At 37.5% G+C, this 15,740-nt stretch carries 13 protein-coding genes; 4 read left to right on the top strand and 9 right to left on the bottom strand.

Going from position 1 to position 15,740, the window contains the following annotated elements; translation table 11 throughout:
* Positions 1-176: 176 nt before the first annotated feature.
* Positions 177-521, bottom strand: a complete 345-nt coding sequence (locus tag LD272_RS11650; protein WP_226036892.1) for a four-helix bundle copper-binding protein — start codon at positions 519-521, stop codon at positions 177-179.
* 214 nt (positions 522-735) lie between these two features.
* On the opposite strand from LD272_RS11650, the gene LD272_RS11645 reads away from it, so the two are divergent.
* Positions 736-1,185: a DUF305 domain-containing protein gene (locus tag LD272_RS11645; protein WP_226036779.1), complete on the top strand. Its 450-nt coding sequence runs from the start codon at positions 736-738 to the stop codon at positions 1,183-1,185.
* Positions 1,186-1,338: 153 nt separating this feature from the next.
* Here the strand turns inward: LD272_RS11645 and LD272_RS21765 are convergent, their stop codons facing one another.
* From LD272_RS21765 to LD272_RS11610, 8 genes are all read right to left on the bottom strand, one after another.
* Positions 1,339-1,626: a transposase gene (locus tag LD272_RS21765; protein ID WP_439647393.1), complete on the bottom strand. Its 288-nt coding sequence runs from the start codon at positions 1,624-1,626 to the stop codon at positions 1,339-1,341.
* A gap of 115 nt (positions 1,627-1,741) precedes the next feature.
* Positions 1,742-2,278 (bottom strand): transposase, encoded by a 537-nt coding sequence (locus LD272_RS21760; RefSeq protein ID WP_439647397.1) that lies wholly within the window; start codon positions 2,276-2,278, stop codon positions 1,742-1,744.
* A 700-nt stretch (positions 2,279-2,978) separates the two neighbouring features.
* Positions 2,979-8,450, bottom strand: a complete 5,472-nt coding sequence (locus LD272_RS11635) for a 5'-nucleotidase C-terminal domain-containing protein (protein WP_226036778.1) — start codon at positions 8,448-8,450, stop codon at positions 2,979-2,981.
* 783 nt (positions 8,451-9,233) lie between these two features.
* Positions 9,234-9,764 carry a thermonuclease family protein gene (locus tag LD272_RS11630; protein WP_226036777.1) on the bottom strand — a complete coding sequence of 177 codons (531 nt, stop codon included), beginning with the start codon at positions 9,762-9,764 and terminating at the stop codon, positions 9,234-9,236.
* Positions 9,751-11,046 carry a replicative DNA helicase gene (gene dnaB, locus LD272_RS11625; protein WP_226036776.1) on the bottom strand — a complete coding sequence of 432 codons (1,296 nt, stop codon included), beginning with the start codon at positions 11,044-11,046 and terminating at the stop codon, positions 9,751-9,753. Before dnaB ends, LD272_RS11630 begins: the two co-directional genes overlap by 14 nt.
* Positions 11,033-11,368, bottom strand: a complete 336-nt coding sequence (locus LD272_RS11620) for a replicative helicase loader/inhibitor (RefSeq protein ID WP_226036775.1) — start codon at positions 11,366-11,368, stop codon at positions 11,033-11,035. The genes dnaB and LD272_RS11620 overlap by 14 nt, the downstream gene beginning before the upstream one ends.
* Positions 11,365-12,153 carry a DnaD domain-containing protein gene (locus tag LD272_RS11615; protein WP_226036774.1) on the bottom strand — a complete coding sequence of 263 codons (789 nt, stop codon included), beginning with the start codon at positions 12,151-12,153 and terminating at the stop codon, positions 11,365-11,367. The genes LD272_RS11620 and LD272_RS11615 overlap by 4 nt, the downstream gene beginning before the upstream one ends.
* On the bottom strand, positions 12,150-12,347 hold the full coding sequence (locus LD272_RS11610) for a helix-turn-helix domain-containing protein (protein ID WP_226036773.1): 198 nt from the start codon (positions 12,345-12,347) through the stop codon (positions 12,150-12,152). The genes LD272_RS11615 and LD272_RS11610 overlap by 4 nt, the downstream gene beginning before the upstream one ends.
* A gap of 345 nt (positions 12,348-12,692) precedes the next feature.
* Between LD272_RS11610 and LD272_RS11605 the strand changes: the two genes are divergently transcribed.
* From LD272_RS11605 to LD272_RS11595, 3 genes are all read left to right on the top strand, one after another.
* Entirely contained in the window at positions 12,693-13,619 is a 927-nt protein-coding gene (locus tag LD272_RS11605; protein WP_226036772.1) for an ABC transporter ATP-binding protein, read from the top strand.
* The gene (locus LD272_RS11600; RefSeq protein WP_226036891.1) at positions 13,612-14,838 is read left to right on the top strand and encodes an ABC transporter permease; all 1,227 of its coding nucleotides are present in this window, start codon (positions 13,612-13,614) and stop codon (positions 14,836-14,838) included. Before LD272_RS11605 ends, LD272_RS11600 begins: the two co-directional genes overlap by 8 nt.
* Positions 14,839-15,095: 257 nt before the next feature.
* Positions 15,096-15,734 (top strand): hypothetical protein, encoded by a 639-nt coding sequence (locus LD272_RS11595; protein ID WP_226036771.1) that lies wholly within the window; start codon positions 15,096-15,098, stop codon positions 15,732-15,734.
* Positions 15,735-15,740 lie beyond the last annotated feature (6 nt).

Here is a 15,740-nt window from a genome sequence, read left to right as displayed (position 1 = left end):
TTTCACAAAGAATTTACTTGTACACTTATGACCTGTGCAAAAAATCTACAACAAAATGTGGGGCGCACTGTGTGAGGCTGTTGCCATGTTTAAAGCCAACTATAAATGGTTTTCTTCACGAATCTTTAAGGGACTTTTCAGTGTCTCCAAAATGTATTAGTTTTTTAAATTGATGATTATGAAGCCATTTTTCTACAAGCGTCTGCACATTCACGACAGATTTTAGCACATTCTTGGCAATGTGCATCTTGAAACTGTTCACACTCAGTTGCGCAAGCTTCGCAAATTGTCGCACAAAGTTGACAATGCTGTTGTGCAAATGAACTATTACTTGACATATATGCTACTGCTTGCAAACAAATTTCAGCACAATCATTTAGAGTTTGAATGCAATGCGCTCTTGCTTGTACGTCTGGTTCTTGTAAACAGGCTGTTGTACACTCCTCACAAGCTCTTGCACATTTTACACAAGCATCGATACAAAAATCCATGTTTGTTGGTGACGATGATAATATACCCATATTAAAACCTCCATTTGATTTAGTCATGGTTATTGTCTCCTACCTACTGTCTCTTGATACATATATACAATGTATAGTTTTTACTTCTTAAATTCATTTGCTTCGTCAGGGCAATAATCGACTTTTTTTATTTAAAAATATATATAAAAAGATTATTTTTTAAAAAAATCGGGTATTAAATACTCTTAAGTAGTCTAATAAAGGAGTGTGTATCATGAAGCCATATCTTAAATTTGCAGGAATGGTTTTAACATCTACGATAGTAATGTTTATTTTCAAATATTTAAGTACATTTCAGTTTAATCATGTATTTTTTAGTGAAACTAGAGCATATATGGCAATTTTGATGGGTGCCACAATGGCTATAATTATGTTGATTTTTATGCGCCATATGTTAAAAAACCGCAAGATTAATATCGGTATTGTTGCAGGAAGTTTAGTTGTGTTTTTCCTTTCACTGTTCCTATTACGCAGTCAAACTATTGTGGATGATACTGATTATATGGAAGCAATGATTCCCCATCACTCCATTGCACTATTAACCAGTGAACGTGCTGAAATAACAGACCCGAGAGTACGGGAACTTGCGGATGAAATTATAAAGGCTCAACGTAAGGAAATTGATGAAATGAAGAATTTGATAGAAGACCTTGAAGATGAATAAAACGTTCTAATTAGAAGATACAATGACTCCCATCATAAACTGGGAGTCATTATTGTAATTAGTAATTAAAAAGTGCAGATGTTTTTTGAATATAAAAAAGCTGCAGCTATGCAAAAAGCGGATAAAGGTTTGTCAAATAAAATGTGTAAGTTCTTATTCAAAATATTTTAGAACCCTTTCCTTAATTTGATCGTTGAGTAATAACTGGTTCATAACCATCGCCCAATCGCGAATATGACCACCATCCCATTTTACTTCGAGTTCTCTCACACGTGAATATAGCACTTTTAACAGAGCGTTCTCGTTAGGGAATGCTCCTTTTTTTGTTACCTTTCTGAAGCTGGAATGGATACTTTTTACTGCATTGGTGGTGTACATGATTTTACGAATTGCACTTCCGTAATCATACAGTTGATCGACATGTGGAAGTTCCTCGTCCAAACATCAACCGCTCCAGGATAGGCAGCCCACTGTTGTTTGAAGGATTCAAAGGCACTTAGGCAAGTCTTCCGGCTCGGGAGCACCATACACTTTCTTTAACGCCTGTGTGAAAGCTTTATAATCCTTGCTTGAAACATATTTGATAGAATTTCAAGTCAAATGAACTATACATCGTTGGACAATGACATCTAAAAATAGCACGAGCTCCTTCCTCCAGACGACTTACACCATCCATGGAGATAAAGAAAATATCTTCTACGCCTCTTACTTTTATTTCATCAAAGATCTGCATCCATTTATGCTTACTTTCTGTTTCATTTAACCATAACCCAAGAATTTCTTTTTTTCCTTCCATTATGTAACCTAATATCGTATAGACAGCATATTTCTTCGTTTCATATTGGTTACGAATAGTTGTGTACATGCAGTCTACAAAGACAAACGAGTAACAGCTACTCAACGGACGAGTTTGCCATTCCTCTCGTTCTAGTAACACCTTGTCAGTAATATCTGACACCATCTCATGCGATACAGAAAAGCCATAGATGTCCTCAATAGTTGAAGAGATATCTCGTTGGGACTTACTCCGGGCATACATAGAAATCACTTTATCCTCACCCGGAAAAACGTCCTTTTTACGTTTCTTGAGGATTGTAAGAGCCGTCGCGGTCGCACGGGACCTTAATCTCTAATTCACCTGTACTCGTTTTATGGTTTTCTCCCCATAACCATTTCGCCTATTTTCTGTTTCCTTTTCATTTTTATTATTTGTTTGATAGCCCCTATGATTATTCATCTCACCCTTTAACATAGTCTCAAACATGGGCCCAAATAGATCCTTCAGTGCTTCTGCATGTCTTCCACAGACTCTGGTTGGTAGTTTTCTAATATCTGATTCGCTAGTTCAACTGACTTCGAATCTCGGTTTGAATTAGCCAATAGAAAAACCTCCCAATTTATATATTTTTATTTTACCAAATAAAAAATAAACTGCGAAGTAAGAGCCGTACGCTCTCTTACTTACACAGTTTATCTTACACTCCCTGTAAACTTGAACTATTGTCTATCTATTATTTCTTTAGTACTTTTGCTTGAATTGTTTTCCTCATCTTTTTGCTGAAAACAATAATGTTAAATTTTCTAATTTCTTACCTTCCGTTGTCTAGATTCTTGATACCTTGTGAAGCTATAAATCTATCAATACAAGAAAAAAGACGCGTCCTAATTTGTGGACACGCCTTTTTTCTTTCAAACTTATAACGTTTAAGTGATACCCCTATAAATCCGCAGTCATTCAACTGATAACCAAGTAATATATTAATAAGATTACTCTCAATGAATACTACTAACTATTAGTTTGTTCTAGTAGATCTTCTTCTCACAAAGAATAAAAGACCACCAGCTAATACTAGTATTAATCCAACGAGCAACATGTTAAAGCTATTTGTTGCTGTGTTGGGAAGTTCAACTTGAGTTGGAGTATTATTAGAATCTGGTTTAATCTCGAATACACCAAACGTACTGAAGTGATCAGTATAAGCTGAGATTACACCATTCTGATACTCTCCGCCAATAAGCTCCCACTTTTCTTCCTTTTCATTCCAATAATAAACTTTTACATTCTCAGGATTTTCAATTTGTTTTGGATCGACCTTGAATGTAATTTTAACTTTATCACTGAACTCATGATATACTTTACCGTCACCTTTAATTGTAAAGTCATAAGCAGCAAGTGAACCATTTGCCTGCATCTTCTTCATTTGAATATCTACATTTTTTGCTAATGGTAGGATAGAAGAAGGAATGTGTAAATCTACCTTTCCATTGCTTAGAAGAATAGTTGCATTTGCATCCTTTAAAGCCTGAATTTGTGCTTTAGTTAGTGATAATGTTGCATTTATTTTATTATCCATTTCAAATTCAACAACTGCATTTTCAGCAAGATTTTTAAAATTATCTTCAGCAAGTACATACTTATTACCTTTTTTAATAACAGTTGGCTTAACTTCTTTTGCTCCATCTGATTCACCTGGTTCTTGACCTGGTGTTTCTTCTGGTGTTTCACCCGGTGTTTCTTCTGGTGTTTCACCTGGCGTTTCTCCCGGTGTTTCACCTGGCGTTTCTCCTGGTTGTTGAGTTACATCAATAATTCGCCCTTCAGTTTCAATTGGAATTCCTTCAGATCCAATGTTCACTAAATGCTCACGGAAGTTTTCCCAATCTGAAAGACCTAAGTCAGTTACACGTCCTTCTGCATAAGCTTTTTCAAAGACAGTATAACCATCCCCACCTTTTGCAGTAAAGGCATTTGTTGTAATTGTGTACATTTCATCATTTTGTACCTCTTCATACTCTCCATTTTCATTTAAATATGATACGGAAACAATGCGTTCATTAGCCGGTTTAGTAGCATCATAGACTACCTTACCACCAGCGACATGTAAGAATCCGCCATTTTCTGATGGATATTGACTTAAAGAAATTTCAAATGCTGTTTTTAATTCTGCACCTGTCACTTCCATCGTTGCAAGAGTGTTACCAAATGGAAGAACCGTCATTACTTCACCAACAGTGATTGGTCCTTCTTCGATGGATGCACGGATACCACCACCGTTCTGTAAAGCCATGATAACATTCTTACCTGTAAACGTTCTTGCTTTTGCAAGCATTCCATCTGTAATCAAGTTACCTAAAATGGTTTCATTCTTGCGGACACTTGGCATTTCAGGATCATTGTTTGAACGAGGTGATTCTAATTTAATTGGAGTAGTTACCCCAAATTCCTGTTCAGAAACAGATTTTATCTCTGTTTTAAAAGGCTCTAATACTTTTACTGCTTCAGGATCAGCATTAATAACTTTAGTGTCAATTTTAATGAGTTCCCCATTTTGGGATTTTACAACACCTTGATCGTCAAACTCAACATTTAATACACCTAGATTGCTGTTTGAATTACCGGTTTGAACGATAACAGTAGGTGTTGCATCATCATTAACAACTACTGGTTCTTTAAGTTCTGTATGGCTGTGACCACCTACAATAATATCAATACCCTCAACCTTTTTAGCTAGAGTTAAATCGTTGTCAATTGCAGCATTGTCGTCATAACCAATATGTGTCAGTGCAACAATACGATTTACACCCTCTTCTTCAAGTAATTCTATAGTTTTTCTAGCTTCTTCTAGATAGTTTTCAAACTCAACAGAACCTGGGCTTGAAATATTAGCTGTTTCCTCAGTTGTTAAACCGAAGATACCAACTTTCTCACCATTTACCTCTTTAATGATTCCGTTGTAAATTTCACCACTCGTAGCTTCAGAAGTAATAGTTTCGTTAGTAATTCCATCAAATTTAGTATCATTTGAGAAATCAACGTTCGCACTTACAAATGGAAAGTTAGCGCCTTTAATAAAATTAACCAATGCTTGATGACCTTCTTCTGAAGAACCTAAGTCAAATTCATGGTTACCAAATGTCATTGCATCAAACCCTAATAGGTTTAGCATCGCTAGGTCCGCTTCACCTTGGAATTCATTAAAGTATAATGTCCCTGTTAATGCATCCCCTGCATGAAGAAGTAATGCATTAGGTTGTTCTTCTCTAATATTTTTCACAGCAGTTAAAGTGTTTGGAATGTTTTCTACTGCTGAGTGTGTATCGTTTGTATGCATAATTGTTAAGTCATTATCTTTCTTAACTAAGTCTAGTTGAACTATTAACGGATCATGGTCAGATGCTTGTCCTTGATCTTCTGTGAAGTTCGCATTGATATGAACCATATCTACAACCGTATTATCCACTAATTTATTCGTAACTAATACGTGGTCTAACACTTGGTTGTTACCTGCATAGAAGTAAGAGAAGCGATCTTCTTCAGGTACAAGGTCAACCATGTTTGTTAACTCGTCGCCTTTAATTACATCTAATACTGGTGTAAATTCAAAATCATTCATATCCCCTGCAACAAGAACGTTTAAGTCAGGGTTCTTTGTAAGTCCAGCTTTAATAAATGCATTGATTTCTTTAGCTAATTCTTTGCGTTCTTCTTCAGATCCTAATTGAGGTGGTTGGTTTGAACCCCAAAGAGATTGATCTCCACCTTTAGAATTTAAGTGCGTTCCAATAACTACTACACGTTCACCTTGAAATTCGAATTCTGCTGCAATTGGTTTACGTGTGCCAGAAAATTCATTTGGGTTAATAACACCAGGATTTAGTACTAAGTTGCCTTTGTCAGTCCATGCGTTTGCCTGGGTAGCTTCACCTTGAGTGCCTTCAACCAATGTTACACGTTCTGGATTATAGATATAACCAACACGGATATTTCCTCCAGGAGCACCACCATTTGTGTTGTTTACAGGGGCAACATCAGTCCACTTATAAGTTGGACCACCTGCAACCTTAATTGCTTCTATTAGTCGTTGATAGCTTTTCGATGCATCTTCATTCCCAGAGTCAACCTGACCATCATTATCTTGAACCTCAACAAGCGTAATGATATCTGGTGATTTCATATTATCCACAAATGAATTAGCAATTCTTTCAACTTTTTCATCTGGTGTATTAGCTGTATTAGTTGAGAAGTTTTCAATGTTGTAAGATGCAATTGTTAACTTCTCTTCTGTTGGATTAATATTTGTTACTTCTGCTTTAAAATCTGATTGTATAATTGTAGGTAATTTTGTCTTATCAGTTTCAACTTGATAACCTGCACTTGCATAAGTGATGATACCTTCAACATTCCCGTTAAACTTATCACCCGAACGGAAATCGGATCCAACGTTATTCAACATGATTTTTTCAGGGTTATAATCGTCTGCTGCGATATTCAAACCACCAGCAACGTTAAAGTTGTTGTTAGTAGTACTTTCAACAACAACTGGAATATCACTTGAATATGGAGGTCCAACAACAACTGGACTTGGTAATACAACTCTCATAAATTCCACAGATTCCCAGAAATCAATACCATCTTCTTCAGGATCAAAAGATGTCATACTGTCATTATCAATAATCTTGTTTGGAGGAATAATATCCTTACCTACCTCAAGTGGTGCAGGCAGTTCATCAGTTCCTGTTTTCGTTACTGCAGTTGCAGCAATCGTTGTTTTAGATAGGTTAACTCCACTACCAACTTCATCAACTTTTCCGTCAACAGTTACTATATCACCAACATCAACACCGTGAGACGATTTTGATACTTCAATTGCTTCTGATGTTGCTTTGTCATCGTCAGCAGTTATAACATCTTGCATAACAAACCTACTAGCACTAAATTTATGAGTTACAACACCTGTAACTCCTTGAACAGAAGCGCCGTTATAATCTGAAACATGTGTTTTACCTTGAATATCATGAATTGCAACACCCGCTGTATCTAGGATCTTATAAGTGAAGCTAAACACTTCGCTTTTTTGATCATCTTTCACAGCTATAGCTTTAATGGTTGTTTCTCCCATTTCAAGCGCAATAGGTTCATTATATTTCGCACTTTCAATGGTTGGAGTTGAACCATTAGTTGTGTAATGGATTTCAGCACCTTCAGTACCCGATTTTAGTTCAATCTTCTTTCCTGTAGATACAACACCTTCTCCAGTTGTTGAATATACAGCTGGCTTGTTTACTAAATCATAGCTGTCAAGACCAGTTGTTTTAAGATTATATCCTTTATCATCAATAGAACCTAGTCCAATAATATGGACTAAATCGCCTTCTTTGTACTCCTTAATTAAATCATCATGTGTCGAACCTGTACGGTTATCATGAATTACTCGAACGGATTCGCCATCTTCAAACTTAGCAAGGAAAGTAGCAGTCCCATAGCTATCTTCTGTCATTGAATCGATTGTTACTTTTTCAAGCTTGAGTAATTCACCTTGCGTCGTATCATCCACAACTTTTACAGACTGTGGTGTAGGAAGTTGGTTTCCACTGGAAACGATTACAAGATTCGTTGGTTTGATTTCTAATTCACCGTTATATAATAATAATTCACCAGTAATTTTTACTTTATCACCAGATTTCACATGTTGAGGGCTGTTATAGACATACATACCAGCACTCTCATCTTGCATATAGAATGTTTCACTACCCCAAAGTCCCGCTTCAGTTGTTGCGATACCTTCAATTGTTACAGTATTATTTTCACCTAATGTGCGTGCATCTTCAACTGAAATCGCAGTAGGTTCTGGAGTCGGTTCGCTAGAATCATCGGTAATTCCGAATTCATGCTTTCCAAGCTCAGTAAATACGTTATTACCTTTGTGAGTCCATTCCTTGTTTCTATCAAATTCATCAGAAGTATTTGTATCACCTGATGTCACATCGTTATTCCTAACAAGAGTTGTGTCAGCTAAAACAGCATCAACTGATCCAACTTGTCCTATAGAATCAACAACTTGTCCATTTTTCATCAGAACAACTTGGTCATTTCCATTAAAGTTAATGACTGAATTATCCTTTATGTCAGCTTCTTTAAGCATATCAGCATGAGCATCTGGATGACTAATGACATAAACGTCACCATTTAATACTTTACCATTTAAATCCAATGTTCTAGAAGCAGTTGTAGTACCAATGTTTACGCTTCCATTATTGTTATATAATTCAAGTGAATAACCAGTTAGATCTAGTTCTGCACCTGTCCCGTTATATAACTCTATTGCTTTATTAAAACTTGAACCCTCAATATATTCAGAGATAATTAAATCTGTAGTTACAGCGCTTTCACTTTGAGCGTGAACACTAGCAACTGGTGATAAAAAACTTAGTAACAAAGCAAGTATTGTGACAATACTTATTTTCCTCTTTTGTCTACTTTTCATATTTTTACTCCTCTTAGATTTAATTCATGTGGGCTTAGCTCGTTTGTAGATTATCTCGTTAAAATATGGCAAATGCCATTACAAGACCCATTGTACTTTTTAATGCATAAATTTGATCTTCTGGGAAATTTGCTGTTTGTTTCTCATATATTCGCACTTCAAAATACAAAGGTTCATAGATGCTGCTTCACACACATGATTTTCACATTATCTAATCAATCTTAAGTCTAAAAGACTAGTTATTTTTTCACATCCTTTTATTTAAATGTAGTATGATATTAAACAATATTATTTGTGGATTCACATGTGGAGGAACCAGATGGTAATCTCCTATAAATTCCTTAATATCAAATATTTTCCAGCAAATTATTCCCAACGTAATTATATATTTGTATAATTGAACTAGCAAGTAAATTTTACAAATTTTTGAAATAATATTGTCTAATTTGTAAACTAAATACAGACTATTCCTCTATCTTTTACTCACTTTACGCAAGGTTAACAAAATCTATATTAATCTAGGTAAAACGTCTTTCCTTCAATAAAGAAATGTTCCCCATTGAACTAGACTTTATATGTTTCTTCTTGTAAAGGAAATGAATTGAAGAACGAGCGTAAAATCCTTAAACGCGTATTGATTGATACAATTTTTGCCCCTTTTGTTCAAGCAAAACTTGAGGAGGTGAAACAGATTTACGGACCTAATGGGTTTTGATTCTCTAAAACGGGAAGTACAGGCACTTTTTAAGTCTATCTCATCCTCGTCCTTTTCAAAATGCTTTTTTAGAACATACCAGATCTCAAACCATCTCTCCCCCATATCCCCTTCCACCCATCCCTAGCCCTCATTTGTGCCTTCACATACCTGTCATAATATTTATAAGGCGGATGATAGATATAAGCGACATGGGCTAATCCTTCTTCGAGCAACAGCTCATTTAACATCATCCCATCGATCCATACGTAAGCTAGCAATCTACCATAGGCATCATATCGCGGGCCGTCGTATTCCAACTGGACGTGTTTTCCTGTCAGTATCTGTCTCGCCCTAGCGACAGCTTCGGCACCGAAGGGCTCGTCTGGAATATCGGGGTGGGTGGTCTCGGGTGCATCGATTAACAGCAGCCGCACATCAACCGTGTTTCCGTTTAGATACACTTCGATCGTGTCAGCATCAATCACTCGTTTCACCGCTGTTATATCTAGCGATGCCGGGACTTGCACCAAGGTTTCCTGCTCCTTAGCGTCCACTTGTGAATCTATCCTCTCGTTCACCAAACTATTACTATCAACGATCATGTTAGGCTCCTTCATATCTTTCCCTCTTCTCCTTCTTTTTCAAATTTTGGAAGCTACCAAATTCCTTAAAAAAGGCAAGCTCCACGATACCGGTTGGACCATTCCGTTGTTTTGCTAGAATAACCTCCACCAGGTCCGTTCTTTCTACTTCCCGGTGGTAATAATCATCTCGGTAAAGAAAGGCAATCACGTCAGCATCCTGTTCAATGTTTCCTGATTCTCTCAAATCAGACATGAGCGGTCGCTTATCCTGGCGCTGCTCGACACTCCTAGATAATTGCGACAGTAACACGATTGGGATAGTTAATTCTATCGCTAATAGTTTTAACTCCCTTGTTATTTCTCCTATTTCTAGATCACGTCGTTGCCTATGGCTGGATGGTGTCACTAGCTGTAAATAGTCGATAATCGCTAGGTGCTTTTCATCTGGGTGATCATGAACCGTTTTTCTTAAACTCGCGCGGATATCGCTGATGGTCCGGTTATGCTCTTGAACCCTCAGCTTCCAGTCTGAAATTTCACCAACCGCTCGTGCTGCAATCGCGTAGTCCTGTTCATTGAATAGTAAGCTGCGCCACTTTTGACTATGGATATTTCCCTCGGCGGAAATTAATCGCTGCAGCAGTTGTTTTTTTCCCATCTCTAAGCTAAAAAACGAACTCATGCCGAGATTTCGGCAATGCCCTGCTGCTAGATTTAAGGCAAAAGCTGTTTTACCAACGGATGGACGAGCGGCAATGATAATTAATTCACCTGGTTGTAAGCCACCAGTCATCTGATCAAAATCAGTATAAGAGGTTGGCAAGCCAGCACATGCACTTTCGCCTGCAAAGATCATGTTGGTAATTTCTTTTAGACAATCGAAGTTATCGGTTTCTTGTTTATCCAGGCCTAGCTCCTGGCACGTTTGCAGGTAGACAATCAGTTGTTCTAACTTTTTATCACTAGGGTTTTCGGCATAACGGATGGCTAATTCACGAGATTTGCGGTGGCGATAAGCTTCGAACATCAGTCGCTCGTAATGAAGCAGGCTTTGGGTGCTAGGTACAGACTCTGTAAGGTCTAACAGATAAGTCGTTCCACCCACTTGAGTAATCGCGTCTTTTAGATTCGTGGTCACCGTCACTAGATCAATCGTTTGCTCAAGGTCCGCTGCTTGTTTCATCGCCCGAAAAATGAGCTTGTGCTGATTGGAGTCAAACTGCTTTTCCGTGACCGTTAACTTCTGAAACAGACTACCTTCCAATAAAACGGAGCCTAATACCGAGGCTTCTGCTTCGTAATTAACAAGATTCATTGACTCCACACCCCTTAAAAAATATCTCGAGTTGCTGTTTGAACTGGCGCTTCGTCTCCTGGGGTACCTTTGCCGCTTCTTTTTCCCATTGCTGCATTTGCTTTAGATAGGTGTTCGGTGCAGGGGGATAGGCAGCAATTTCAGCAAGCGTCGGTGGATACGGATACTCTGCCGCATAGACAGACAGCTTCTCCAGCACTTGGTCGTAGTCCATTCGCTTTAACTGTGGTAAAAGAATTTCCACTTTTCGTTTCGTTAACAGATACTTCGGATAAAGCTCGGCAATGGTATCTAGAATATCTAATGCCTGATGATGATTCATGACTGCATTTCCCTTCTGAATTCATCTAACACTGCCTTATTCTTGCTTTTATGTTGGACAAGAAACCGTGTCGATTGGGACCGCTTTTTCTGGGCTTCATAGTTCTTTGCTTGTTCCAAGGTAGTGACGCCTGCTTGGACCCATTCTTTTAAAATAAATTCGAGATAACTGTAGGTCCTTCCACCTTTTTGGACGGCAAGCGTGATCCCTTCAATGACTAGCTCATCCCCTAAATCACGACACCACGCAAGAAACGATTCTTGTACAATTGGTTTTAGGATGCCAAAATTTTGTTGATAGACGGTGTAAGCATTTGGCGTTTTTCTTCCTCCTCTGTTTTGTTTATCTATTTCTTTTTCTTTATATATGTCCCGGGTTTTGTTACGAAATGGCACCGGGGATGGTCCCTGGAATGAGTCCTGATATTGCCCCTGGAATGAGTCGTGAATTGGCACCTCGATTGACCCGGGTGCAGCTGGTGACAACTGTGCAAAATAGGAAACGAGTGACTTCATTTGATAGGTTGGTGCCTTTCCTTTTACGCCTGGTTGGTAGCTGATCAATTGGTTCTCCATCAGTATTTTTCTCGATTCAGATACTCGTTGGCTAGACAATCCGGATAGGTTTTCGATGATACAATTGGGGGCATTAAAGGATTCCATCCATCTTGCCGTATTGTTCACTAACATTAACGTGTGCCATAATAGCGCCGCATTAGGCGGAATCTCATGGAAGGACATCCATTCTTTAAAAGCAGTTAACTCTCTTATATAGTTCACCCTCACTCCACGTCCCCTCTCCTTACCGATGCACTTGCTTGATCACGAACCCATCCATCAATGCCTTCCTTGGAAAATAGAATTTTTCGTCCGAACCGGATATGCGGTAGGCTCCCCGCGCGAACTAAATCGTAGATCGTATCCGTGTGTACTCCTAAATATTCTGCCACTTGCTGAACCGTGATTGTACAACGTTCCATTAATTCATCCTCCTTTAGTTGTCTCTCCATTAGATAATCGCTCCGGAGGTAGTGTTCGGTGTCTATGTCGGGTGAAATTGGTTGGAACATGAGGATATGGTTAGCCTTGCAGGGGACAAACGTGGCTTAAATAATAAAAAAATGCCAGGCACATCGCGTGGACATTTGTTCTGGCATCTCTAGAAAAATAATGTGTTCCTAACAGTTTGTTGCGCAGTAATGGTCAGCTATAAGGTTTCACAGAAAATGTCGAATTTTTTATCATTTCTGAAACCTTTTTCCTACTATAACGTAAAAGAAGTAGTTTATACCTTAATCTAAAGAATAAGAGAGGTTGAGTGTTCGATGGAAACAATGCTTACCATAGAAGGTTTGGGCAAGTCATTTAAAGAAACAAGAGTTCTTCAGAATATTTCCTTTGAAGTTAAAAAGGGGGAAATCATGGCGATATTAGGCCCTAATGGTGCTGGAAAATCAACAACAATACGTACTATTATGGGCATTATGTATCCAGACGTGGGATCCATTACATTTCACAACTACCGTGATATCCCACGAAACAAAATCGGCTACCTGCCTGAAGAGCGTGGATTATACAAGAATGTAAAAGTAATGGATATTTTATTGTACCTTGCAGAACTAAAAAGTTATCCACTTAAGAAAGCGAAAGAACGAGCATTAGATTACTTGAAAAAATTTGACTTAGAAGGAAAGGAAAACGTATCTGTTGAAGAACTTTCAAAAGGGATGGGGCAAAAAGTACAATTTATAGCTTCCATTATTCATGAACCCGAATTCCTTATTCTGGATGAGCCATTCTCAGGCCTTGATCCAGTTAGTCAAAATATCTTCAAAGAGGAAATTCGTAAATTAGCCGAAAATGGAACCGCTATTCTATTATCCTCTCATCAAATGAATTTAGTAGAAGAGTTAGCTGATCGATTATTCATGATAAACAAAGGGAAAAAAGTTATTTATGGAACGATGGATGAAGTTAAAACGGAATATGCCAACTTCAAATGCACCATCCGAGGGGAAAATGAAAAAAGCATCCTAGAGCGGCTCCCAGAAGTACAGCGAGTGGAACAAGATGGGAATACATCGATTTTATACTTAACCAATAATGTGAACCCAGCCACATGGATAAAACATCTACCAGAACAATTAATAATAAATGAATTAATCATTGATCGAATTACCCTACATGAAATTTTCATTGACATTGCAACAGGTAAAAGTGGAATGGAGAAAGTAGGTGAATCAAATGCGTAATACCCTGAAAGTAGCGAAGTGGGAAATTAAACGTAATATTAAAAATAAGACCTTTCTAATTGGATTATTTTCAACACCCGTAATTTTTATCTTATTTATGGTAGTACCTAGTTTTTTTAGTGACGATGAAGAAGCAATACCTACGAATGTACTGGTTAATGATCAGTTAGATGTGTATACAGAATTAGAGATGATGGTAGACCAAAGTGAGCTTAATTGGAATTTAGAAGCGACCGATAGTAAAGAGTCAGATGTAGAAACCGAACTAATAGAAAAAGAAGATACGGCATATCTATTCATTGACGAGCGAGCACTCAATGAGGGAGTAGTTCCTGTTTATATGAGTGATGAAATAGATTCCTTTTTTATTAATCAAGTTCAACTATTAGCAACACCCATTCAAGCTGTGCAAATGGAGCAACTGGGTGTGTCTACAGATGAACTAGAAATGATTACTAAAGGTATTACCTTCATCGAACCAACATCTGAAGAATCCTCATCTGAAGAATCTAGTGGTGGCATGACAACAAAAGAACTAGAACGGATGGTACCAGGAGCCTTTGCCGGATTCATTATGCTTTCCATTGTTTTTACAGGAATGGCGATTTTCCAAAGCGCATCTGATGAAAAGAAAAATAAAATTGCTGAAATTATCCTATCTTCACTAACACCTGCAGAATTAATGAAAGGAAAAATAGTTGGCTATTTTGCTTTAGGAATCATTCAGACCGTCGTTTCTATTGTTTTAGTACTCCCGGTTATTAGTTGGCGCATCGATATTCCATTCATAGAGTATTTATTTGTTCCAGAACTAGCGATTCTAATAATTATAGCTTTGTTGGGATATTTACTCTTTGCTGCACTATTTGTAGGAGTCGGTGCTACGATGGCAGATATTAGTACCGCTGGTAACTTCCAAGGTCTAATTATGATGCTACCATTTGCTCCCTTTATATTTATCGGGCCAGTATTTGGTGACCCAAGTGGACTTATGGCACAAATCGGCACCTATATACCATTTACAACACCAGGAGTGCTCATTCTACGCCTTTCCTTATTGGAAGAATGGCCTTGGGTTGAAATTATCATTGCTTTAGCTATTTTAACTATTAGCGCTTGGTTATTTATGAAACTAGCAGGTAAGATATTTAAAGTTGGAATATTAATGTATGGCAAGAATGCTTCTCCAAAAGAAATTATAAAGTGGTTACGTGCATAATCTTACTAAAGGGCATTGCTAGCAAGTAGCTAGCAATGCCCTTTATCTAATCTAGCAATAATAGATAGAAGTATGATTTTTAGTACAAAACCATAACTTTAACTTATCGCATTAAACTGACCCCATGGCATTAAGTGTAGGATCAACACCCCAGAGGTAAAAAATAACAATTTTCTAAACAATTCTATTGATATATATACTGAGTAACTATATACTAAGTATATAGTTACTCAGTATATATAAAAGGTGGAAAGCGAATGAAATTTTTATTAGATTTCCAATGGGAAATTTTTATACTTGCGGAAGTACTTTCATTTCTCTCATTAATACTATTTGGTGTTGTTAGGTATATATTCAACAAAAGAAAAATGAGCTTCATTTTCTTGATCTTCTTCTTAGTTCTGCTCATTTTAGAAGCTGCACTTGCCCTCGTGATTTATCGGGAAACTGGAGAAATCTCTCCTTTCCAAATTGTTATTATGATTTTCATTGTTTATGCTTGTACATTTGGGATTAATGATTTTAATAAACTTGACCGCTGGATGAAGAAGAAAGTTGGCGATTGGCGCGGCGTTGATTTACTTACCGAGAAAGACAGAAGGATAATGATAAGGCAAAAAGATCCGAAACATATCGCTAAAGTCAATCGTTATAGTGCCATGCTTCATCTGCTCATATTCGTTGTATTACAAACGATTTTTTGGGGTTATGGGGTGGATAGCCTTACTCAAGCAATGTATTATATTACCGATCTATCATGGCTTGGCACTGAAGATCATCTTGAAACACCTTATCCAAATGAAGTGATTTACGGAATCTCCATGATTTGGGGAATCGTCTTTATTGTTGATTTTATCTATTCCTGGTCTTATACCATTTTCCTATTAAAAGAATGAGGTGAA

Source organism: Aquibacillus saliphilus (assembly GCF_020404745.1).
GTDB lineage: Bacteria > Bacillota > Bacilli > Bacillales > Amphibacillaceae > Aquibacillus > Aquibacillus saliphilus.
This window is presented reverse-complemented; position numbering and strand designations above follow the sequence as displayed.